Below are 23,319 nucleotides of genomic sequence, written 5' to 3' on the forward strand. Positions count from 1 at the left end.
GCGGTAGATTTTTCGAGAATTCTGGCAGTGAATTTTTTAGGCTCAAACCAAGGGGTTCGAGTGGATTTTCTCTCTCAAATCTAACCTTAGTCAGTCAGAGATTGGCTAGGATAAGATGGTATCTTGTTATTTTACTCGCTCCGCTCTCACTTACATCACTTAATTCACTAAGGACTCTCCAGAGTTGAGGTACAGCTAACCGTGCGAATTCCTCTTGACTACTACAGGATATTGGGAATCCCCTTTCAGGTGAGTGCCGAGCAAATTGATTTGGCCCACGCCGACCGGGGACGGCAATTGCCCCGTCAAGAATACAGTCAAACAGCGATCATCGCCCGTCAGCACTTGTTAGATGAAGCTTACCAAGTGTTAAGTGATCCGGATCGCCGTCGTGATTACGATGCCCAATTTTTCGACCCCAACCCCTTGCTTCTCAACCCAGAAAGCAGCGCCGAAGACCTAGATTCTCAGGGTGGGGAGGTGGCCGCCGCTTCCCCGGAATATCCCACTCCCCAGATTACCATTGCCCCCGCCGATCTGGTGGGAGCTTTGCTCATCCTGCAAGAGTTGGGAGAATACGAGTTAGTGATTCGTTTGGCCGAAACTTATCTAGATTTAGAGCCAACTACTCGCCCAGACATGATCTTAACCTTGGCTTTGGCCTACGGGGAATTGAGTCGGGAATATTGGCAGGATAAAAATTATGAACAGGCCGCCAGCACTGCGGCCAAAGCCCTGACCTGGTTGGAACAAGAACAAATGTTCCCGCAAGTGGCCAGCGAGATTCGTCATGATTGCGATCGCCTGCGTCCCTACCGGATCCTGGAATTGTTATCCCAAGAAAAAAAACCCGGTCTTGCCCGTCAGCGCGGCTTAAATCTCTTGGAGGAGATGTTGGCCGCGCGCGGCGGTATCGATGGCCCCGGCGATGACCGCTCTGGGTTGGGGGTGGATAATTTTTTACGCTTTATTCAACAGTTACGGGTTTTTTTAACTCAGGCCGAACAGGAGAAAATCTGGGCAAAAGAGGCCCAACGCCCCTCGGCGGTGGGTAATTATCTGCTGGTCTATGCCTTGATCGCCCGCGGTTTCGCCCAAAAACAACCCGCCGCTATCGTTGCGGCCAGCCAGCGCCTGCAGCAATTACAAAAACATCAGGATGTCTCCCTTGAGCGCTCGATCTGCGCCCTGCTGCTCGGTCAAACCGAACAGGCAAGCACAATTTTAGAAAAAAGTCAAGAGCAGGAAATATTAAATTATATTAAGGAACAATCCGGGCAATCTCCCGATCTTTTACCCGGATTATGTCGTTATGGCGAGCGTTGGTTACAAACAGAAGTTTTCTGCCATTTTAGTGATTTAGTCGAGCAGAAAGCCTCACTCAAAGAGTATTTTGCCGAGGAAGACGTACAAAATTATTTAGAAGAATTGTCAGGTTTTCCTGACGAAAAAGTTCCCGTGTCGGTTCAGGAAAAGGTTGGCGAACCTTTAGAATCGGAAGTAACTGTTCTCAAAACCCACACCCCCCCCACCCATTTAAACCCAGTGCCAGGAGCGACACCGATGAGGGAATCTGCTTATTCGTCTTCCCACTCTCGTCCCCAAAAACCGTCTTTAGCTAGAGTTAACGGTGAGCGGACAAGCACTGCTGTATCTGCCCTGAGAGCCAACCCTCAGCCGGAAACTCTCACCCCCTATACTCAGGGTACTGTGGTGGTGACGGCAGCCCATCATCCACCGGCAGTTAATCCCCCCCGTCGTCGTCCCCGTCGCCCGCACCCCCCAGCGGCGGGCAACTCCCAGCAAGCGGCCCCAGAAACGGTAAAAACCGCCCTAGTCCCACCGAAACGCAGACGACCGGCCCGCAGAAAGCTACGACTCGATCGAGTGGCGATATTGGCAGTAGGATTAGTGGGAACGCTGGCGGTTTTGTCCCTGGGGGTGAAGGCAATTGTCGATAGTCAATCCCCTTTGGCAGCCTTGCAAGGGGAACAGTTACCGATTTCTCTGCATACTCCCATACTGGAAATTCCCTCAGCCAACGCAGAAGTGATCGAAGGGACTCCCTTGGGCAAGGGAACAGCTAAGGAGACGATTCAAGCTTGGTTAGTGGCAAAATCGGCAGCTTTTGGCAGTGAACACCAAAAAGAGCAATTGCAAGAGGTTTTAACGGGTTCGGCCTTAGAAATTTGGCAAAAACGGGCGGCGGCTCTACAGAGAAATAACTATTGGCGCTACGATCATCAGGTGGATGTGCGATCGGTTACTAATAATGCCAAAAATCCTAATCTAGCGACGGTGGAAGCGATAGTCAACGAAAAGGCCATGTATTTCTATAATGGCAAGGAAATTGTCGAGCGTTCCTATAATGAGTCCTTGAAGGTGCGCTATGATTTGGTACGGCAAGGAGATAAGTGGTTAATCGCAAAAACCCAAGTTTTACCCTAATTTTTCCCGATTAAATCCCCCAAAAAACCTCGGAATTATGAATTATGAATTATGAATTCGGAAGTGGGGAGATGGGAGATGGGAGCAGGGAGAAAAAAGCTGATCCCTGATTACTGATCACTGATCACTAAATTCCGACTGCCCCAAACCAAGACTTTGTACCTCACCATTAAGATAACTTCTATATCTTTAGACTGATAAATGCTCGATTTGCTTAATATTTTTTAACATAAAATACGCCCTTTGATTGCTGTAATTAGTTCTCTAGAAGTCAAGCTAATGAGTTATGATCGTGGATAGGAATTCATAGTTCTTAGAGGAAAAAAGCGGGGCGATCTCAATTTTTTGCCCAGCCACAGGATCATGATTTTGATGTTTTAAAAATCTCGCATAAGTCTTTAAGAACTTTTAAAATCAGCATTCACACAGGAGGGATATTATGACAGGTAAGAGTAAACGCGGTTTTGCCTCTATGGATCAAGCTAAACAACGGGAAATCGCTAGTAAAGGCGGTAAAGCTGCTCATCAAAAAGGTACAGCCCACGAATTTACCTCCGAAGAAGCCCGGGAAGCGGGACGAAAAGGCGGGGAAGCGGTTAGCCGAGATCGCGCCCACATGGCGGCTATTGGACGGGAAGGGGGCAAAAATTCCCACAAAGGCAGTGGCAAAAACACAAACTCTGGCGAAAATTCCCCAGCCAACGAGTCTGTAGGTGAAAATTCCTCAGATTTTAGCAACTCGGAAGCAAATAGTTGACTTTGGTTGACTTTTTCTCGGACTAACAGGGTGTTGGGGTTTTGGGATATTAGGGACTTGCGTGGGAATAATATCCCAATTGATCGGGGGGCGCAAGCTTTGCGCCCCTACAGTAACGGATTTTGTCCACAATGTAGGGGCGAACTGCGTTCGCCCAAAAGGTACATTATCAAAGCGCAAGTCCCTTAGTGGAATTTCCCCATTTCCCCATTTCTCTATCGCCAATAAATACTTAGGGTTCGATACTGACAATCCAAGTACCAACGTAGAGACGGACGGGAATATTGCCGGAGGCAGTCACATCACAGGTAAAGTAATAAGTGCCTAATTCGGGATTTCTGACATTAGACATGACGATTTCAACTTTGCTGGTCGGATCGATCGCTTGTTGGGGGACAATTTGAATAACGCGACCATCCTTATCCCAAACCACTTCCTTTAAAGGCAAAGATTTACCGTTGATGCGTACCTGAATTTTATTGGTGTCAAACTGGCCGTTAAAATAATCGGGATAGGAAATAAAAAAAGCCGAAGCCCCTTGGGAGAGTTTTTTCGCAGGGATATAGAGTTTATAACGATCCATTTGGCGGGGACGACCACCGAATTGCAAGAAATAATCTAAGATATCCTTGCGATCGACTCCGCTAAAAATTGTTAGGCCGGGGTTGCCATTGGCTAAAGTTATTTTTGGTAAAATAATCCCCGCACCCACCGCTAAGGATAGAGCAATCAAAGCGGGTGCTTTAGCATATTTAATTACTTTTGTCAAGACTTTTAACATAAATTTTAACCCAAAGTGAGGGGGATGGTGACGGCCGCAAGGAGCCTAATACAGTTCAACTGTAACAAAACTCGCTCGTTTCTTACCTAGACCTTTGCCAGTCCGATAAGTGTCTTTCAGTAAACTGCCTCGACCCGCTGCGAGCGATTGTCTGATAGTTTCTTCCGCCAAATAATCCTAAAAGTGTCGCCCAGTAAGCATTTTACTATAGCTTTTTTCAGTCTGCTGAGGTACAAAATTTCTGGGTTTTAGGCAAAGGGGAAGAAAAATAGCTGTACCTCACTAGCTTAGGAAACGCCATATATAAGTACCTAAGCAAAATTAATTACACATCCAAATCGTCAGCAGTTACTCCGTCAGCTTTTTGCTGTGATCAGTAAACAGTGAACTAAAAACTCAAATCTGATCCCGTCTCCTGTCTCCTGTCTCCTGTCTCGACTGGGAAATTAATTTTGCACGACTACTTATTTAGGGTTTCCGGCAAAAAGTTTAAAGAAGATTTAATCGCACTGGTGGGAGTCGAGATTTTGTTTCCATTCAACTAATTTCTAAGCGCGAGTAGAGAGGCAACTAATAATACTCAATAAAACGCAGCAGTATTGTCGTTTCCATTCAATTAATTTCTAAGCGCGAGTAGAGACTAAAATTATAGGGTAAGGTCTAAGACGATTCTGTTACAAATGTTTCCATTCAATTAATTTCTAACTGCGAGTAGAGAGTAGGGTTAATTCATGAATTAACCCTACAAATGTTTCCATTCAATTAATTTCTAAGCGCGAGTAGAGAGTTCATTAAGAAAAAACACAAACATATTAGGAGTACAGTTTCCATTCAATTAATTTCTAAGTGCGAGTAGAGAGAAAAGCCTCTAAATACCGGTTCGCCCTCGACCTTATCTTTCCATTCAACTAATTTCTAAGCATAAGCAGAGAGTCGGGCAGTTGAAAACTTGAAGTCGGGAGAATCCATTTGTTTCCATTCAACTAATTTCTTCAGTGAGTATAGAGATGGGGTTAATGTAACATTACTATAAATATCTTGTCAAGTTGCCATTCAATCATCCTATAAAGTCGCCCTAAAAGGGCGAGGCTTTAAACCCAATTTTTCGGTAAATTAGCCATATAAACCGCCAAAATCTCCAGACTGTGGTAGATCGAGGGATTTTACCAGAAACCGAGGTTGTCTGCTCCCAACACTATCCAAAGCTAATAATAATCATAGAAAAAAATCTATACCACCAGAAACTTAGACAGGATCAGCTTTTGAAGCTTTTTAAAAAAAATCTTCAAAATATCGTGTTATCTCTAGCGGTTCCTAGTGCATATTGAATATAGTGGGAACATCGGTCAGCAAGGAGTTGAGGCGTTTATGGCCCTGGGATACTGGCAAGCGAAAATCTGGGGATTACTACACGATCCCGTCTTCAAGGCCCTACATAGCAACTCAGGACGCGGTGGCAACAGCTTCTGGAGAGATTTAGAAGTAATGAAGTTGTGGGGAAAACATAACCCCGAAGAATCGACTAAAAAAATTCTCAAACAAATCAAACTAGCTGACTATATCACCTCAGCCAGCGATCGATCGGCGATCGGTAGTTTAACCCAATTCGTTAACTACGATCAACAAACAGGTCTAGAATTGCGTCATCTCCTCTCCGGAGAACCCTTAAATCTCAAATTAGCCGACGCAAATCACCAACAAATTGCTTCTAACCGCACAGATTACTTAAAAGAACAGGAAAAACGACTATTTAACCAAATTCCCGCCAGATTACGCACAGGAATTTTAGAAAACGAAGCTAAAGAACTATTTTGGTGGTTATGGCGCTGTCTTCCCCAAGCAGCGGCGAAATTACTCGATGACGAAAATCTGCTCCTAATGCCCGCCGAAACCAGAATACCGGACGGATCGATCTGGAGTCATGCTAGTTTAACGGCGGCCATCGCCGGGGCCCTAGCGGGATATGATCTCACCTCCGAGGATGTGGTCAATAATTGGCCGACGGGAAAACAATTATCCCACCCTTATCTCGTTAGTTTTACCTTTTCCCCAGTCCAAGAACTAATCAAAGCCAGCCGCAAAATGGGCGATTTTTGGGCAGGTTCTTGGATTCTGCACTATTTATCTGCTCAAGTCTGCTGGCAACTCGCCCAACAATACGGCCCCGATAGTTTGATCTATCCCTCTCTCTACGCACAACCCTTAATCGATCAATGGTTATTAGAAAAATACGCCGATTTTAGCTCCTGGATCGACCCACCGGGCGATCGACAATTACTAACCGCCGGATTTCCCAACATTATTATCCTCCTCTTGCCCAAAGATAAAGTCGCGGCGGCTATGCAAACCGCCAAATCTAGCCTATTAAAACAATGGAAAGAAATTAGTCGGCAAGTTTTCGAGAAATTGGCAAAACGTCACTGGATGCCCAAATTAAAAGAAAATAGTCGTACCTGGGACAGTTGGTTAAATGCCCAATGGCAAACCTATTATGTGGGGGTTCCCATCGGTAGAGAAGACCAACCCCTCATCAGTGGCGAAATTTACAAAGAAACCGAAAATATCGACGAAAATCAAGCCGAAGCCCCAGAAAAAGCGCAAAGCTGGCCAGATAAACAAAACGAACTTTATAATCTCTACGATCAAAAAGCTCTATTTTTAGAAAAAGAGCAGGAATTTCTGCAAAAAGCCGGAGAATTAGCTCATCAGAAGTGGAAAAGACCTCCTTTTAGTTCAAATGTTGGTTCTTGGTGGAGTAGTGCTGTCGAGCAAAACCTTTCTGCCCTTGCTGCCGTCAAAAATGCCCGCGATTGGCAGATTCCCACCGCTTTCGGTCCCCGTTCCACCATTTCTGGACTCGGACCCGTCGTCCATCCCGATGGTGACAACGATTGGATTAGCGAAAAAGCAAGCAAAGAATACTGGAAACGAAATGCCGGATTATTCGATGGGATCGAACAACTCAACGCCACCGAAACCGTTAAACGCGGATTACACCTAATCCTGCCAAAACTCTTAAAAAATAGCGACCAAGAGCGTCTAGATGCCGCTTATCCCGATTTAACCGTGGGAGTCGCCGGTTATCTCAAAATAGGTGGTGATCTCGACCATTTCCATCGAGTTTGTGGCACCATCTCCCGTAGGCTAAGAAAAGACGGTAAAAATATTCCCTCAGCACTTACCCAACCCTGGGGAATCCCTTACATTGACGATCACATCGAACCGGAATATAAACGTTATCACCCTCGATTTCTTAATGCGGGATGGTTAGTAGAAGAACTAGAGATTGCCGATGAAGAAGTGGCTAATTATCGCCATCAATTAAGCCAATTAATTGACCAAAACTATCCCAACAATAACCCGGCTGATTGGTATGTTATCGCCGCAGGAGATGGTGACGGAATGGGGGAATGGTTAAAAGGCCAAAAAATGAAACCCTATCGAGAATATATCCCTAAGTCACTTCATCAATACGCCGATCATCCCCCGACCGAAACCGATACCCTAGAAAAAGAAGTGCAAAAAGCTTTTGCCGATTTTGTCACCCTCGATAAACACATGGGACCATCTACCCATAGCGCCCTCAGTCGCGCCCTTTTAGACTTCTCTAATCAACTCGTTCCCTATCTCACCGAACAACGCTATGCTGGACACTTAATCTATGGTGGTGGTGATGATATTCTTGCCTATACTAATCTCTGGGAATGGGACAAATGGTTATGGGATATCCGCCAATGTTTTAAGGGAGAAAAAGACCCTCAGAAGGAATTTAATAACGCCGGTGACTATTGGCAATGGGAAGGCGAAAAACCTCCCGAAAATCTCTCCAAACGTCCCCTATTTACTATGGGAAAGCGGGCGACTATCAGTTTCGGTATTGTCATCGCTCATCATTCTGTCCCCCTCGCTATCGCCCTAGAAAATCTCTGGGAAGCTGAGAAAAAAGCCAAGGAACACGCCTATAAAGGCTTTGACGGCAAAAAAGTCAAAAAAGACGCTGTACAAGTGCGCGTTCTCTACGGTAACGGTAAAGTCCTAAAATCTACGGCTAAGTTTGATGTTTTCCCTCTCTGGCAAAAACTTTTGGCCAGTAATTCCGATGCCAGTTTATTCGAGGCAGTGGCCGGCCTTTGGCAACAGCATCCTGTACCAATGATAGAAGCGATCGAGGTTTGGGTCAAGGCGTTCTCTAGCCGTCGGGAAAATCTAACAACAGACAACAGAGAAGCTTTTCAAAAAGACCTAAGCAACTTTCTCAAACATCTTTGGTTAACCACGGAAAATGATCCTAATGATCTTAATGAAGCCGTGCGTAGCTGGATGAAATTAGCGGCTTTTATGACTCGAAAAAGAGAGATTAAGATCGGAGGTTCCATTTAATGTATTGGTACACAATCACTCCCCTAGATGTTCTTCTCCTACGCGATGCCAAACCCTTTAGCCCCGGAGAAAGAACCTGGGCCGGAAATACATTTCCCCCCAACGGTCACACGATCGCCGGTGCTTTAAGTGCTTTACTAGATCGCTCTAAAAATAGCTATTTTAAAATCACCGGTCCATTCCTATCCTTTGCCGGAGATACTTTATATCTACCCCGTCCTTTAGGATTCGCCAATTCTGACCCATTAATTCCTATTTCTTGGAGTGATAATTTAACTATTTCAAAAAACCATATATTTTGGGATCGATCGAAACCTGCCCCCTTAGCTAAGGCTAAACCTCACAAAAATTGCCAAAATCGAGAAAATGAAGCGGAAGAAGAGAACGAAAGTAAATATCGTCAGTATCTACCTTGTGAAGTTATTCTCGATTATTTAAAAACAGGAGCGATCGACCCTTGCCAATGGTTAGTAAAACACAAAGGAGAAGATAAACCCTGGCAAGAAGAAATTCGTTCCCATAATGCCATGAAACCGGGAAGTAAACAGGTAAAAGATGCCGATGGATACTTTGTGGAAAAAGCGATCCGAATGCTACCCGGTTGGAGTATAGCGATCGGAATTGATGTTGATATTCTCACTCCCACAACTTTGCGGTTAGGAGGAGAAGGACACCGAGTTATACTGGAAAAATGCGATAATTTAGGTCAACAATGGCAAAAATTAAAACAAAAATCCGAGGAGAACTTTAAACAAATAAATAAAGCGATCGCCTATCTCGTTACCCCTGGTATTTTTGAACGCCGTCACGATAATAATCAAGCCATTTGTCACTCTTGGCCCTGGGAATGGAAACTCGCCCATACTGTTAATAGTAATCAGAAACCGGGCAATCTAGTCAGTGTCGCAACCGATCGAGCTATTCCGATCAGTTGCCGCATTCAATCAAAAGAAAATATTAGCATTCCCGCCCCCCAAGTCTTCGCCGCCCCCCCGGGTAGTCAATACTATTTAAATCAACCCGATCGCCTATTTCAAGATCGGCCCGATAGCCCCGAATATCACCAACGCTGGCGCAAATTAGGCTACTCGGAATTACTTTGGATCAACTATAAAGGAGAATGATTAATCATGAACTTAATTCACTTTTATCTACTTTCTCCCCTACACACCGGAGGCATGACTCAAGAAGGCAATCTAGTGGGTATTGCTCGTGAATCCCATACCACTTTACCCTATATTCCCTCCAGTACAATTCGCGGGAAAATCCGTTCTTTAGCTACCGAAGAAACCCTAAAATTTAAGTTATTCGGTAATGAAATCGATAAAGGTGCAGAAAACTTGGAACAGGGAGACATCTGGATAGGAGATGGCTCGATTCTCTGGTTGCCCATCTCTTCTCTAAGTCACGGTGTCGTCTGGATCACTTCGCCTTTACTTCTCCGTCGTTGGACAAGATTAACTAATCCTCGTCTGACAATTCCCCCCGAATATAGCTGTAGTTTTAAAAGAGCTAACAGGAACGTCTATCTCAAGGATGCCATTCTCAAGGATAATGATCTAAAAGACTGGTCAACTTGGTCAAGTTTTATTCCCCAAAACTCTGTCAGCAGTGGCATTAATCAAGTCTTAGTATTACCGGATCAGCATTGCACGACTCTCATTCAAATGAGTTTATGGCGACAAGTTAAAATTAAATTAGATGAGCATAAATCCGTCGATGGTGGACTTCGTTATGAAGAAGCTATTCCCCCCGACACCTTAATGTATTTTCCTTGGGGTGTCACCTCTCAAGCTAATCAAACCAAACAAAAATCACAAGCTGATTTTAAACGGTTATTAGCAAATAATGACATTATTCAAATCGGTGGGCAGGAAAGTTTAGGACGCGGTTTTGTGCAACAATTGTAGAGGTAATTTATGACTGATAATCTTGCCCTAGCTAAATGGTCAGTGGTCGATTATCATCGCATGATTGCGGCGGGAATTTTAATCGATCGGCGTGTAGAATTACTGAATGGAGATATTCTCGAAATGAGTCCAGAAGGCCCTTTACACAAAGATAGTGGAGAAGGATTAGCCCACTTTCTCCGTCAACGTCTCAAGGATAAAGCATGGGTAAGAGAAGTTGGACCCATTACCCTAGAAAACTCGGAACCTGAACCGGATATTGCTGTAGTTTTTCCCCCTCGTTCTCGCTATCGAGATCATCATCCCTATGCCGATGAAATTTTTTGGTTAATCGAAATTTCTGACTTAACTCTCAGTAAAGACTTAACAGAAAAAAACGCATCTATGCCCAAGCTGGTATTGCAGAATATTGGGTAGTTGCCATCAAAAATCGAGAGATTTATGTTTTCCGTCAACCGATAAATTCTGATTATCAATATCAAGAAAAATTTACTACAGGAACTTTATCTGCCGCCGCATTTCCCGATATTTTCATTTCTCTTGATGACCTTTGGTCAGGGAATATTTTTTAACTTTTGGAGCCAAAATAACCGTGACATTCGACCCTAGAACGATTAGCAATCCCGTGTTCAATGCTTTACAAGAATTATATTTAAATACTGGTGATGATAGTCGCCGCAAAGAACAAAAAAAACAAGCTCTTGAACTTTATACCTATCTTTCGACTTGGGGAATGATGCGCCTAAAAGCTGAGGAAACTACCCTCAATCAAGAAGGAAAAAAAGAGGTCGTTAAAAAGTATTTTCAATGCCTAGAAGAGTTATCTCAAATAAATAATCTTTCTAATTCTCAAGGATTAACTACTCTCAAAGATTTATCTACCGATGATTATCTGGGTCTAACGGGTTTAGGCTTGGAAATCGCCCAAGAATTTAGCTTCTGGGCTAACGCCATCTATTCCGATGTGGAAAGTGGGGACTAACTCAGGTAAATTGTCACCACAGTTTTTATCATTCATTCAACCAGAAAGGAAATTATAATGATTATGTCCCATAGCCCCTTACCACCCCCTAATCGCCCTCAAAAACCCACCCTAAAAAATCAAGCTATAAAACCCACAAATAACCACCAGCCCCCCCAACAGCCTCCTAGGGGTGGCGGCGGCAATAATAACGGCGGTGGCGGCAATAACAATCCTCCTCAACCCTCACCGTGGTTAAACCCCGAAAACCAACCTCAACCCGACCAATCAGCCAGTTTTGTCGAATATCTCCGTTGGATGCGCGCTGCCGACTATCCACACAAAGATGCGACTAAAACCCAAATTCTGCAAAAAGCCCAAGAAAATGCTAACTACACTCAGCGTCTTGAGCAACTCAATCAACGTACCCAACTGTTAGCGAGAGACGGAATCGCTTTTCCAGTCAAATCCACTTGGCGTATTCGTGTCGGTGGTCATCGCGGACCGGAAAGTATTCTTTTACCTGCCTTTGATGCCCTCGGAATGCCCTATATTCCATCTAGTACATTGCGGGGTGTTGCCAGAACCCAAGCCATCCGAGAAATCATGGCGGCAAATAATCTGGAATGGAAAGACGCGGAAAAAGAAATCGCTGCCTATTTCGGTGATATAAACGCCAAAGAGGAAAAAAATAAAACGGGTAAAGTTATCTTTTTCGATGCCTATCCTTTACCTTCTAAAAACGGGGGGTTAGAAATTGACATGGCTAATAATATTTGGTCATGGAAAGATGATTATACGCAATATTCTCCTAACCCTAATGCTTTTTTCTCTCTCAAAGAACCAATTTTTTTAATTGGTTTACGTCTAGCTAGTAACTGTGAGGATAAAAAGATACTTGAACAGGTAAGACAATGGCTTAATAAAGGGCTACAGCTTGGTATAGGTTCACAGGTAAATAGTGGTTACGGTGAATTAAAGCCAATTGATGATAATATTCATCCTGATAATAATAAAAATGACAACGATTCGAGTTTTTATCGATTAAATTTCGAGCTAGAAGGTCAATTAATTCATGGTTATCAACGATTCACCCAATGGCAATGGAATCACCGACGCAATGAATGGCAAATGCGGAGCGCACCCGTTGCAGAAGTTCGTCCGACAGCCTTTAAATCGATGCTGCGATACTGGTTTCGTGTTTTGGCATCTGGAGTTTTACCTATTAACGAAGTTCAAAAGATTGAAGCTGAATTATTTGGAGGTATTAATCCTAAAAAATACGGTTATCTACAAGTCAATATTCTTGAGGGTAAAGTTACCCAAAAAGAACCTCGAACCAATGCTCAGGGTAAAAATGATCCTTGTGGTGAACAACGGGGAACTTTAGTCTTATCTTTATCTTCTGAAACCCCAAAAGATAAACAAGAAGATGTTAAAAAATTAGCTAAATATTTGCTTTGGTTTTTAGCTGATATGGGTGGTATTGGTCAAGGTGCAAGACGACCTAATTATTCTCGCAAAACTCGTGAATACGCCCCCTGGTTTCGTGGCTCTACATTGTATATTGACAGTGAAGAAGATTTTTGGACAATTGCCAAGGATGTGCAGGGTTTTAAACAACAATTTCAGCAAAGATTACGAGATTTTTATGGTATTTTGGATAAAATTAGTGAAACCAATATCAATACTAATAATCTCAGAACAGTAGATCAAGTTTCACCAAATCAATGGATTGATGCGGCCGATAGTAACTGTCAAATTTTTGTCTGTGCAGGAAATGAACAAGGAGGTAAACCCCATGCTTTAGCAATTCTTCACAGTGATACTTTGAAAATTACCGGTAAAAATGGTCAAAGAGAATATGATGGTAATCTCTGTGGTAAAGTCAGTGGTGGAGCTAAACCTTCTCCCGTGTGGATTGCTGATTTAGGAAATTACCAGATAGTTACTGTATTCGGTGCTAATCTGAATCCCCGTCAAGAGTTTATTAGGCAATTAAGAAGTAATACAAGTCCTCAAAATTTTGCTCAAATATTCCCTTTATAATCTCATAAAATTAATTTTAGTCGCAACGATCGGAACCAGAGATTTAATGTTTCAAGTCACCACTGGTGACTGGTATAATATTGGCGATGATCGTATGAAAGGTTATATTCTCGGAGAACAGATAGAAGTGGTGTCTGATTTAGCTCTGACCGAAAAATCATCTTTTCGAGAAATATCCCAATACCTTTGGGAAAATGTTCAATATTATGGCAATCAAGTAAAACCTGTGATTCTGGGTAAGCTTTTGGAAGATAAAATCAATGATCTCGAAAAAGTTTATTTAGTAGTAACTGATCAAAATGAAACAGTAAAAGAAAGAGAAAACTATAGTCTTTACTCAGGAGAATTAATCAAGTATTGACTAAATAAATTAAATTCTGATTTGGTAGTAAATATTTTCTCTATAGGTAGAAATGATGAAAACCCTTCTAACTTCGAGGAAATGTTCCGTTGGTGGCAACAAGTATGGAAAGAAAATATAAAACCTCAAACCGATCAACCCATTTTATTGTGCTTAAAAGGTGGGGTGGGGCAAACTTCAGAAGCGTGGAGAATTTCGGGATTGAGTTCTTATGGAAACGATATTAAATTCTATGAATTTATTCCCACTCCTCATGACAAGAAAAAGGGAATTTCTTCAGATTACACAGTCCCTTTTTTAGGGACTAACTATCTTTGGGATCGCACTCGACAACAAGCCCTACAATTATTAGAACTCTATGATTATGCTGGTCTTCAGGACTTAGTTAAACCTTACTATGAACAAAATAAACAAAAATGGAAAGAAACCTATGCTCTAATTAAATCTGGAGTAAGCTGGAATCAAGGACAATTTGAAGATTTTTTCAATCCGCTTCTTTTAGTTTCAATAATCAACAAAAAGAGCAGCATCAACAATATTGGTCGATGGCCTATCAACAAGCTTATACCGCAGTAGTTAGACTAAAACAAACAAATACAACCGAGGCTATGCTTCACAGGTTTAGAGCTGTAGAAGGCTTAATTTATGAATACTTAAGGTATGAGTTTAAAGAGCATATAATTGAATCTAAATATACTTATTCATCTTGACAATCATCTATGTTGAATAAATATCCTGCTTTTAAAGAACTTTTTGTTAATAATGGCAATCCTGTCCCTGAAATTAAGCTAGATAGTCCTACTCAACAGAGATTAATAGAGAAGTATATTGCTCTCACTTCTCCCCAGGCAAACTTTAAGGATTTAAAAGCTTGGGGTTCTGAAGAATTGCGTAATCTTAGAAATCGATTATCTCATAAATTAGGAGGTATTAGTGAGAAGGAATTATATCAAGCTTGGGGAAAAGATACTTACAATCAAAAAGACTGGGAAAAGCAAATTTTAAATTGTCTCAATCTAATCACAGAAAATAAATTTAATTATTTATGGCAAGGAAGTTTATTTGCTTCTATTCATGAGAGAGTCAGAACAGCTATCAAAAATTATAATGTTGTTTAAAGTACAAAATGCAATTAGCACCTACAATAATATTACCGCAACCATGGTTTGGGCGCATTGCGTGCGCCCAAAATGTCCTATAGATATTTCGACTAAATTGAGATGCACCCCGGATGCTGCCGATAAATGGCCTTCTTATCCCAAATCCGTTTATTAAAGACTGATTATTTATTCCTCTTGTTGCCTTTTGCCTGTCCTGATATGTAGCCTATAATCAACGGATTTAGTATTATTCTTTGTGTGATCAGTTTAACTTATGTAGAACCGATCAATCTTTCTGTCCTTTGTGTCTTTGTGGTTCGTTACAGTCGCTCGCTGGCAGGGATGTATCTTAGAATACATTTTCCCCACCAAACCCAAGAGAGCCGATAAATTAGCCAGTCAAAAGACTATTTAAAAATCCAACTCGTCTAACCCCGATTGTGGAGGAGAAAAGCGACTGCGAGGAGATTTTTTTGACTTTCTGAAAAAAGCGGGAATAATTGCAGCGATAAAAAATCCCATTGCCAAAGAAAAAGCCAATAAAATGCCTATGGGTACTTTAATTGACTCAAATTGTAGAAACTTTAAAGAAACCGGTTGGATATTTTGAATAGCAAAAACTGCCATAGTCATAATCCAACCACCGACAATAGCACTAGCTAAAAAATTACTAATTGTATTCATGCTTGTCCTCGCCATGTTTGTAGAAGATTTTTTAAGGTTTTGTCGGCTAATTTCCTGGTTAGCTCCCTATTAATAAGTACCTAAGCAAAATTAATTACACATATCTAACCACCTCTTGCCTCTTGCCCCTTGCCTTTTGCCTATCTTCACTAGGAAATTAATTTTGCACGACTACTTACTATTTTTCTTTATTCGTGGTCTTCACCCCCAGCTATCGATTATTTACATCTTTCTTAACATAAAATTTGACAAAAAGAGAAAAATGTGCAAGATGGCTCAAATAGTTTTAACATCAGCACCTTTTCTAGCGAAAAAACCCCCAAGAGAAGCAATCATTCTCGCCGCTGAAGGTTGAAAATAGGGTGAATTCCCCAAATCAGATGTGGCACTGGTGGCGGCTAGATTTGCCGAAATATATGGTATAATTGTTCTAGATGCCCAGCCAAGTTTTCCACAATACTGATTAATCTTTTCTTTCTTCTGGTGTCCCCTAGCTCTGCATACTGTAATTCTTGGGCTGCCCATTTCTCCATTTTTTTGCTTACCCCAACCTTGATTCCTTCTTTCAAAACTATACCTATCAATCGGTTTCCCTTTTTTTAAGTTTCTTCTCTTTTTGTTAAGAAAGATCTGACTAATGGATAGCTTATTAAGGGGGCAGGGGGGATCGAACCCAAAATCCATCTTCAATTTAATTATAACCAGCTACTTAACCGCTCCGTATGACTGCCGTTCCGCTTACCGCGGCAGCCACAACAGCCGCAGCCACTTCTACTTCAACGGCCGTTTTCGGGTGGTGTCCGGTGTCGGGGGGACTCTGTAACCCTTTTCCTCTTTTTTCCCTTTCTTTCCCGCCCTTAGGCGCGTCGATTTTGTAGGGGCGAACTGCGTTCGCCCGCCAGCAATAATTGTGCCACCAGCAATAATCCGGTTCATCAGGGTATTTGGGTTTTTTTGGGGCGGTTTTTGGGGATTTGGGTGCTCGCAGTTCGATAAACTCACTGACCACGGTGCGCCCCTACGTCATCAAATGGATTAAGTAGGTAGGCACAATTATTTGTAGGATGGGTTAGCGGTAGCGTAACCCATGCTGGCGTTGGGTTTTATGCTTCAACCCAACCTATGTTCATTTTATATTTAATTCCACCCACCTACTTATCAGCTACTCTTTATAATTAAGCTTATTGCTTAGGTTGACACCAAAGTCACAAATAGGAGATGCACCCCTTGCCGCTCCTATTAGTCTCTGTTTATTGAGAAATAATTAAAAGATAGAGTTTCTCATAAAGATAAGGTATGCCTTGATCGGTCATCGTCTGGGAGTCTCGGAGTCTCCCCAAAACGAAAACTTCCTAATCTCACCATTAGGATAACTGCTGTAATAAACTGACTAACTTATCTCTGACGGAACTGTGCGTGTATTCGTCTTCAGGGTGAGGTTTTTGATTGGGTTGTTGAAAATAGGGACGTTCTCCGTATAATTGTCCCCATTTCACATCGACTCGGTGTACTAATTCATAGAGGAATTCTTGATTGTCTAAAATTTCTTCTAGGATTAACCGTAAAGCGTGAACGGGATTATCTAAATTTTGACTGACTTTTGTTAATTCTTCATCGACGATAAGCTGTAAAATTATCTGCAAAGCTCCCGAAGAATCCCCTAAATTAGCGGCAATAAATTGTTTAATCTCTGTGGTAACTTGCACCAATTTGGGGACGGGAGATTCCCCTTTGAGGAAATCCGCCCCCTCTTGAGCGATAAAATCTGCTAGGGTAAACTCGCGCCTTTCGATGATATCTTGGGAAAAATCCGGTTCTTCAGGGGTCATAAACTAAAAAGATTAGCGATAATAGACTCTAAGACTTATTGTGACATTTTTAGGAATATCTATGGGCATCGATCGCAGAGAGTTTCAGCACCGTCGTCAGCAGGTAATGGAAAAAATCGGCCATGGAACCGCAATTTTTCGCAGTGCGCCCATGGCGGTCATGCATAATGACGTAGAATACACCTATCGTCAGGATAGTGACTTTTTTTACCTGACAGGATTTAATGAACCGGAGGCGGTGGCGGTTTTAGCACCCCATCACCCCGAACATCAGTTTATCCTGTTCGTGCAGCCAAAAGACCCCGAAAAAGAAACCTGGACCGGCTATCTCCACGGTGTGGAAGGAGCAAAGGAGATTTTTGCTGCTGATGAGGCCTATTCTATCCAAGAATTGGACGAAAAATTACCCCAATATCTCGAAAAAGCCGAACGAATTTATTATCATCTCGGACGGGACAAAACTTTTAATACAAATGTTCTCCATCACTGGCAAAAATTAATCGCCACTTTTCCCCGTCGCGGCACCGGACCGACTGCTTTAGAGGATACTAATTTTATTCTCCATCCTTTGCGCTTACTGAAAACCGAGGCCGAATTGGACAATATTCGCCAAGCAACTGCTATTTCAGCACAGGCACATAATCGGGCCAGAGAATTTACCAAAGTTGGTCACTATGAGTATCAAATTCAAGCGGAAATCGAGCATACTTTTCGCCTAGAAGGGGGTATGGGTCCGGCTTATCCTTCTATTGTTGCTAGTGGTGCTAATGCCTGTATTCTGCACTATATCAACAATAATCGCCAAGTACAAGAAAATGAGCTTTTGTTAATTGATGCTGGTTGTGCCTACAATTACTATAACGGTGATATTACCCGCACTTTTCCCGTTAATGGTAAATTTACCCCCGAACAAAAAATTATCTATGAAATTGTTCTGGAAGCGCAATTAAAGGCGATTGACGTGGTAAAAACTGGTAATCCTTATAATCTTTTTCATGACACAGCCGTCAGAACAATTGTGGAGGGATTAGTAGATTTAGGGCTATTGGTCGGCGATATTGATGAGATAATTAAAGAGGAAAAATATAAGCCTTTTTATATGCACAGAACCGGCCATTGGTTAGGATTAGATGTCCATGATGCGGGAGGTTATAAAGTTAACGAAGAAACTTGGCAAACTTTGCAACCCGGTCATGTTTTAACCGTGGAACCTGGTATTTATATCGCCCCCGATATTAAACCGGCTGAAGGACAGCCGGAAGTCCCAGAAAAATGGCGAGGTATCGGTATCCGTATCGAAGATGATGTGTTAGTTACTGCCACAGGAAATGAGGTTTTAACTGCAACGGTTCCTAAAAAAGTTGAGGATATCGAATCTTAAGTAAAAAGCTAGGTGTTAAAAATTGTCAGTTCCCCCCTAACCCTAGGGTTGATTCATGGTAGGGTTGATTCATGGTAGGGTTGATTCATGAATCAACCCTACCCCCCTTAAGGAGATTCAGTTAAGTTTTTTCTAGAGATTATTATGGTTGCTACCCAACAAAAAATATATACCTTTACAGAATATTTAAATTATCGGGACTGCACAGATAATAAATACGAATTATTTGACGGAGAATTAATTTTCATGCCTCCCGCTAGTGGCTTTCATGCTTTGATACTTAGATATATATTTAAGCTGTTAGAAAGGGAAATAGAGAGGCTACAATTAGACTGGCAAGTTATGCCCGCTACGGTGGGAATTCGCACCGATAAAGCTAAATCGAGAATCCCAGACTTAATGATTTTAACTGCCGAACAATGTCAAGAGATTAGAAATATGACCACAGCAGTGATTGAATTTCCTCCCCTCTTAGTTGTAGAAATTGTTAGCCCCAGTAATGCCGATGATGACTACCGTTATAAACGTTCAGAATATGCGGTAAGAGGCATTCCTGAATACTGGATTATCGATCCTATGTCCCTAAAAATATCAGTTTTAACCCTGATTTCGGGATTTTATGAACTGGCAGAATTTAATCAGGAAGATAGGATAATATCGGTGACATTTCCCGATTTAAAATTAACTCCTCAAATGGTCTTTGAATAGTAAAATCTCGGCTGGAGGTTATCATGATTGCTACCCGACAAAAAATATATAGCTTTGCAGAATATTTAAATTATCAGGACTCCACAGATAATAAGTACGAATTATTTAACGGAGAATTAATTTCCATGCCTCCCGCTAGTGGCTTTCATGCTTTAATTCTTGCCTTTCTTTATGATTATTTAATAGCGGAAATTAAAAGATTAAATTTAACTTGGAAAGTTATGCCCGCTACGGTAGGAATTCGCACCGATAAAGCTAAATCGAGAATTCCAGACTTAATGATTTTAACTGCTGAACAATGTCAAGAGATTAGAAATATGACCACAGCAGTGATTGAATTTCCTCCCCTCTTAGTTGTAGAAATTGTTAGCCCCGGTAATGCCGATGATGACTACCGTTATAAGCGTTCAGAATATGCGGTAAGAGGCATTCCTGAATACTGGATTATCGATCCTATTGCTGTAAAAATATCAGTTTTAACCCTGATTTCGGGATTTTATGAACTGGCAGAATTTAATCAGGAAGATAGGATAATATCGGTGACATTTCCCGATTTACAATTAACTCCTCAAATGGTCTTTGCCCAGTAGCATTATTAACGATTATGACTATCCCCTTAGAAATCCAACAACGCTGCCAACAACTAAAAACAGAACTACAAAGAGCCAGTTATGCTTATTATGTTCTTGATGATCCTTTTATACCCGATAGCGTTTATGATCAACTTTATCGGGAATTAGAAGACCTAGAAAAGCGTTATCCCCAATTAATCACCTCCGATAGTCCCACCCAAAGAGTCGGGGATAAAATCTCTAGTCAATTTGTTTCTGTCCGTCATAATATTCCCCTGTATAGTCTCGAAAATGCCTTTAACCTCGAAGAATTAAATAAATGGGGCAACCGTTGGCAGAGATATATAAATGAAACCCAAGACACGGAATATGTGTGTGAATTAAAAATCGATGGTTCCGCGTTAGCTTTAACCTACGAAAACGGCTTTTTAGTCAGAGGTGTTACCAGAGGAGATGGAGTCACTGGCGAAAATATTACCTCCAATGTGCGGACAATTCGCTCTATTCCTTTACGCTTAAATATAGATAATCCCCCGGCAATTGTGGAAGTGCGTGGCGAAGCCTTTTTACCCCTCGATACCTTCGATAAAATCAATCAAGAAAGAGAAGAAAAAGGGGAATCTCTCTTTGCTAATCCCCGCAATGCGGCAGCGGGAACCCTACGACAATTAGATCCGAAAATAGTTGATAAAAGACGCTTACAATTTTTTGCCTATACCCTGCATTTAGACGATAACCATATCACTAATCAATGGCAATCCTTAGATAGATTAGAAACCCTGGGATTTCTGGTTAATCCCCACCGTCAACTCTGTCCATCCCTGCAAGAAGTGGCGCAATACTATCAAGATTGGCAAGAAAAACGTCATCAATTAGCCTACATGACCGATGGTGTCGTAGTCAAAATCAACGATTTACAGCGACAAAATCGGTTAGGATTCACCCAAAAATTCCCCCGGTGGGCCATCGCTTTAAAATATCCCGCCGAAGAAGTCCCCACGGTAGTTAAAGATATTATCGTCAATGTGGGACGCACCGGCGCAGTCACACCCATGGCGGTGATGGAACCGGTACAGGTTGCAGGGACCACCGTACAAAGGGCTACTTTACATAATAGTGATCGAGTGGCCGAATTGGATATCCGCAGCGGTGACACGGTAATTATCCGCAAAGCGGGGGAAATTATCCCGGAAGTGGTGAGAATACTGCCAGAATTGCGTCCTAGCCAGACTGTACCCTTCCAGATGCCCACTAATTGCCCTGAATGTCAATCTCCCCTAGTCCGTCCCGTGGGGGAAGCGGTGACGCGCTGTGTTAATAGTTCCTGTCCGGCGATTTTGCGGGGAAGTGTGGTACATTGGGCCAGTCGCGATGCTCTCGATATCCGGGGATTAGGGGAAAAAGTGGTAATTTTGCTGATTGAACAGGGATTAGTCACCGCCATTTCTGACCTCTACAGCCTCGAAAAAACGGAAATTGCCAAATTAGACCGAATGGGCGAGAAATCAGCCTTAAATTTGATGACAGCTATCGATCAGAGCAAAAATCAAAGCTGGTCGAAGGTACTTTATGGGCTAGGGATTCGCTATGTGGGCAGCGTTAACGCCAAAATTCTCGCCGAAAGTTTTCGGACTGTGGAGGAGTTAGCTAACGCCAGCGTGACTGATTTAGCCTCTGTCTATGGTATCGGTGAAGAAATCGCTCAATCGGTCTATGATTGGTTTAGAATCGCCGCTAATCGGGATTTAGTCGCTAAATTACAGGCAGCCGGTTTACAATTGGCCGCAGCAGCAAAAACCACCACCACGAAAGCGACTTTGGCAGGGAAAACCTTTGTGATTACTGGCACTTTACCAACTCTCAAACGGGAGGAAGCGAAAGAATTAATCGAAAAAGCTGGGGGGAAAGTGACGGGTTCTGTCAGCAAAAAAACCGATTATTTAGTGCTAGGAGAAGCGGCGGGTTCTAAGCTAGAAAAAGCCCTAGAATTGGGCATTACTCAGCTAACCGAAGCACAACTACTCGAATTAATCAAGGGTTAAAAGCTTAAGATTGGAGCAAATCTGCGGAAGTATAGTTATTTCAAATAAGAACGAGACACTAAGCAAGACAATAAGTACGAATAATTTCATCAAGGGGTGTACCCAAAGGATCATAAGCTGTTCGTAATTTAAAGGCTCTTCTAGGTTCTGTGTGATAAGTTTAATTGACATAGGATCGATCGATCTTTGTGTCCTTTGTGTCCTTTGTGTCTTTGTGGTTCGTTCCACCCCCTCGCTCTTGAGAAATGTATCTTAGAATACATTTTACCCACCAAAGCTGGGAGAGCCGATATTCTCGCTAAACTTGACAATCGGTTAGAGGTTAGAGCGAATCGAAACAAAACTAGAAGTATTGCCGAAAATAGGGGACGAAGTTTCCCAACTCAAAGAAGATGTTAAAGACTTGAAAGAAAGGGCAACGGCTCAAATATCGGCTTTGATAGTCACTGTTATCGGTGCAACTGTTGCAGCAACTATCAAATTCGGTTTTCTGACTAAAACTTAAATCATCATTAAAAACTAAGTTGGAACTAGACAAGTTCCAACCGCTAACAAAAAATTGACCTTGAATATTAACGACGAATCGGAGCGATCGCACCGTCGGCGGCGGCGCGAAAAGGTTCCACTGCCTCGCTATAATCGATCGGTAAAATAGCCACCACGTTATCGTGAGGACGGGGAATAATTACCCAGGTTTCTAAAGCTGCCCCCTCGGTTTTATTGACGGCTTCAATGCCGGCAGCCATAGCGGTTTTTACCTCCTGTACATCCCCACGAATATTGAGGGTAAAACGGGCGCTTCCTGCTCTTAAATAACCAACAATCGTGATCCGTCCTGCTTTTACCATCGCATCGGCGGCCGCTAGAATACCGGGGAAACCTTTTGTCTCGATCGATCCCACCGCGGGTTGGGCTGTCATAAATTAACTCCTAATAACAAAAATCAGATAAGTTCAATTGATAGAATCCAATCTATTTTCCAGTCTTTAACTATAGTCTAGTTTGGGGCAAATCGCTAGGGAAATTAACTGCGAAAACGGTCTGACTTAGCCGTATGCTGCACTGGTAAAACCGCCAGTACATTTTCTGGAGGATTAGGTACGATGTAATGACTGACCACATTGCCACCAAAAGCGGTCATCGCTGCCGCTAATCCTGCCTCTACTGCCGGTTTAACCTCGGAAATCGGACCGCGAATCGCCACCAAAAATTCGCCCCTTTCCGCTAGATCAAAATAAACTAGGGTGACTCGTCCCCCTTTAACCATGGCATCCGCCGCCGCTAAAACGGGGGGAAAACCCAACGTTTGAATGACTCCGACCGCCTCGGGCATTTTTCCTGATCTCCTGCGAAAGC

At 42.4% G+C, this 23,319-nt stretch carries 20 protein-coding genes and 2 pseudogenes; 16 read left to right on the top strand and 6 right to left on the bottom strand.

The features are described 5' to 3' along the window. Window positions 1-201: 201 nt before the first annotated feature. Both ACE1AQ_RS01260 and ACE1AQ_RS01265 read left to right on the top strand, forming a co-directional pair. Complete coding sequence (locus ACE1AQ_RS01260; protein ID WP_110543735.1) at window positions 202-2,448, top strand: IMS domain-containing protein; 2,247 nt, start codon at window positions 202-204, stop codon at window positions 2,446-2,448. Between the two features lie 439 nt (window positions 2,449-2,887). Further along, a complete protein-coding gene (locus ACE1AQ_RS01265) occupies window positions 2,888-3,205 on the top strand; it encodes a KGG domain-containing protein (protein WP_008200471.1) in 318 nt (105 codons plus the stop codon). Window positions 3,206-3,437: 232 nt separating this feature from the next. Here the strand turns inward: ACE1AQ_RS01265 and ACE1AQ_RS01270 are convergent, their stop codons facing one another. After that, on the bottom strand, window positions 3,438-3,986 hold the full coding sequence (locus ACE1AQ_RS01270; RefSeq protein WP_008200470.1) for a DUF2808 domain-containing protein: 549 nt from the start codon (window positions 3,984-3,986) through the stop codon (window positions 3,438-3,440). Between the two features lie 1,368 nt (window positions 3,987-5,354). Between ACE1AQ_RS01270 and cas10 the strand changes: the two genes are divergently transcribed. From cas10 to ACE1AQ_RS01315, 9 genes and pseudogenes are all read left to right on the top strand, one after another. Next, on the top strand, window positions 5,355-8,366 hold the full coding sequence (gene cas10, locus ACE1AQ_RS01275) for a type III-B CRISPR-associated protein Cas10/Cmr2 (RefSeq protein ID WP_110543729.1): 3,012 nt from the start codon (window positions 5,355-5,357) through the stop codon (window positions 8,364-8,366). Beyond that, on the top strand, window positions 8,366-9,490 hold the full coding sequence (locus ACE1AQ_RS01280) for a type III-B CRISPR module-associated Cmr3 family protein (protein ID WP_110543727.1): 1,125 nt from the start codon (window positions 8,366-8,368) through the stop codon (window positions 9,488-9,490). Before cas10 ends, ACE1AQ_RS01280 begins: the two co-directional genes overlap by 1 nt. Before the next feature lie 6 nt (window positions 9,491-9,496). Beyond that, window positions 9,497-10,276 carry a type III-B CRISPR module RAMP protein Cmr4 gene (gene cmr4 / locus ACE1AQ_RS01285; RefSeq protein WP_008200464.1) on the top strand — a complete coding sequence of 260 codons (780 nt, stop codon included), beginning with the start codon at window positions 9,497-9,499 and terminating at the stop codon, window positions 10,274-10,276. 9 nt (window positions 10,277-10,285) lie between these two features. Continuing rightward, window positions 10,286-10,848: pseudogene (locus tag ACE1AQ_RS01290) on the top strand (Uma2 family endonuclease). A 20-nt stretch (window positions 10,849-10,868) separates the two neighbouring features. Continuing rightward, a complete protein-coding gene (locus ACE1AQ_RS01295; RefSeq protein ID WP_008200459.1) occupies window positions 10,869-11,258 on the top strand; it encodes a hypothetical protein in 390 nt (129 codons plus the stop codon). 63 nt (window positions 11,259-11,321) lie between these two features. Continuing rightward, the gene (cmr6, locus tag ACE1AQ_RS01300) at window positions 11,322-13,286 is read left to right on the top strand and encodes a type III-B CRISPR module RAMP protein Cmr6 (RefSeq protein ID WP_110543781.1); all 1,965 of its coding nucleotides are present in this window, start codon (window positions 11,322-11,324) and stop codon (window positions 13,284-13,286) included. After that, a complete protein-coding gene (locus tag ACE1AQ_RS01305) occupies window positions 13,264-13,647 on the top strand; it encodes a hypothetical protein (RefSeq protein WP_253882577.1) in 384 nt (127 codons plus the stop codon). Before cmr6 ends, ACE1AQ_RS01305 begins: the two co-directional genes overlap by 23 nt. A gap of 21 nt (window positions 13,648-13,668) precedes the next feature. Continuing rightward, window positions 13,669-14,223, top strand: coding sequence for a hypothetical protein (locus ACE1AQ_RS01310; protein ID WP_232306167.1), 555 nt, complete (start codon window positions 13,669-13,671; stop codon window positions 14,221-14,223). A gap of 143 nt (window positions 14,224-14,366) precedes the next feature. Beyond that, window positions 14,367-14,765, top strand: coding sequence for a hypothetical protein (locus ACE1AQ_RS01315; protein WP_008200450.1), 399 nt, complete (start codon window positions 14,367-14,369; stop codon window positions 14,763-14,765). A gap of 393 nt (window positions 14,766-15,158) precedes the next feature. On the opposite strand, the gene ACE1AQ_RS01320 is transcribed toward ACE1AQ_RS01315, so the two are convergent. From ACE1AQ_RS01320 to ACE1AQ_RS01330, 3 genes and pseudogenes are all read right to left on the bottom strand, one after another. Then, window positions 15,159-15,431 (bottom strand): lipopolysaccharide assembly protein LapA domain-containing protein, encoded by a 273-nt coding sequence (locus ACE1AQ_RS01320; RefSeq protein WP_008200446.1) that lies wholly within the window; start codon window positions 15,429-15,431, stop codon window positions 15,159-15,161. 345 nt (window positions 15,432-15,776) lie between these two features. Next, window positions 15,777-15,964: pseudogene (locus ACE1AQ_RS01325) on the bottom strand (transposase DNA-binding-containing protein); the annotation flags it as partial. An 831-nt stretch (window positions 15,965-16,795) separates the two neighbouring features. Continuing rightward, window positions 16,796-17,260, bottom strand: a complete 465-nt coding sequence (locus ACE1AQ_RS01330) for a hypothetical protein (RefSeq protein WP_008200442.1) — start codon at window positions 17,258-17,260, stop codon at window positions 16,796-16,798. Window positions 17,261-17,321: 61 nt separating this feature from the next. Here ACE1AQ_RS01330 and ACE1AQ_RS01335 point away from each other — a divergent pair, with 61 nt between their 5' ends. From ACE1AQ_RS01335 to ACE1AQ_RS01355, 5 genes are all read left to right on the top strand, one after another. After that, the gene (locus tag ACE1AQ_RS01335) at window positions 17,322-18,641 is read left to right on the top strand and encodes an aminopeptidase P N-terminal domain-containing protein (RefSeq protein WP_008200439.1); all 1,320 of its coding nucleotides are present in this window, start codon (window positions 17,322-17,324) and stop codon (window positions 18,639-18,641) included. A 144-nt stretch (window positions 18,642-18,785) separates the two neighbouring features. After that, on the top strand, window positions 18,786-19,349 hold the full coding sequence (locus ACE1AQ_RS01340) for a Uma2 family endonuclease (RefSeq protein ID WP_008200438.1): 564 nt from the start codon (window positions 18,786-18,788) through the stop codon (window positions 19,347-19,349). Between the two features lie 23 nt (window positions 19,350-19,372). Beyond that, window positions 19,373-19,939 (top strand): Uma2 family endonuclease, encoded by a 567-nt coding sequence (locus tag ACE1AQ_RS01345; RefSeq protein ID WP_008200436.1) that lies wholly within the window; start codon window positions 19,373-19,375, stop codon window positions 19,937-19,939. Window positions 19,940-19,953: 14 nt separating this feature from the next. After that, window positions 19,954-21,963, top strand: coding sequence for an NAD-dependent DNA ligase LigA (ligA, locus tag ACE1AQ_RS01350; RefSeq protein WP_110543722.1), 2,010 nt, complete (start codon window positions 19,954-19,956; stop codon window positions 21,961-21,963). 352 nt (window positions 21,964-22,315) lie between these two features. Further along, complete coding sequence (locus tag ACE1AQ_RS01355; protein ID WP_374807707.1) at window positions 22,316-22,468, top strand: hypothetical protein; 153 nt, start codon at window positions 22,316-22,318, stop codon at window positions 22,466-22,468. 67 nt (window positions 22,469-22,535) lie between these two features. On the opposite strand, the gene ACE1AQ_RS01360 is transcribed toward ACE1AQ_RS01355, so the two are convergent. Both ACE1AQ_RS01360 and ACE1AQ_RS01365 read right to left on the bottom strand, forming a co-directional pair. Further along, window positions 22,536-22,883, bottom strand: a complete 348-nt coding sequence (locus ACE1AQ_RS01360) for a carbon dioxide-concentrating mechanism protein CcmK (protein WP_008200430.1) — start codon at window positions 22,881-22,883, stop codon at window positions 22,536-22,538. A gap of 104 nt (window positions 22,884-22,987) precedes the next feature. Continuing rightward, the gene (locus tag ACE1AQ_RS01365) at window positions 22,988-23,296 is read right to left on the bottom strand and encodes a carbon dioxide-concentrating mechanism protein CcmK (protein WP_002782143.1); all 309 of its coding nucleotides are present in this window, start codon (window positions 23,294-23,296) and stop codon (window positions 22,988-22,990) included. Window positions 23,297-23,319 lie beyond the last annotated feature (23 nt).

It is taken from the genome of Microcystis sp. BLCC-F209, from assembly GCF_041928595.1.
Taxonomy (GTDB): Bacteria; Cyanobacteriota; Cyanobacteriia; order Cyanobacteriales; family Microcystaceae; genus Microcystis.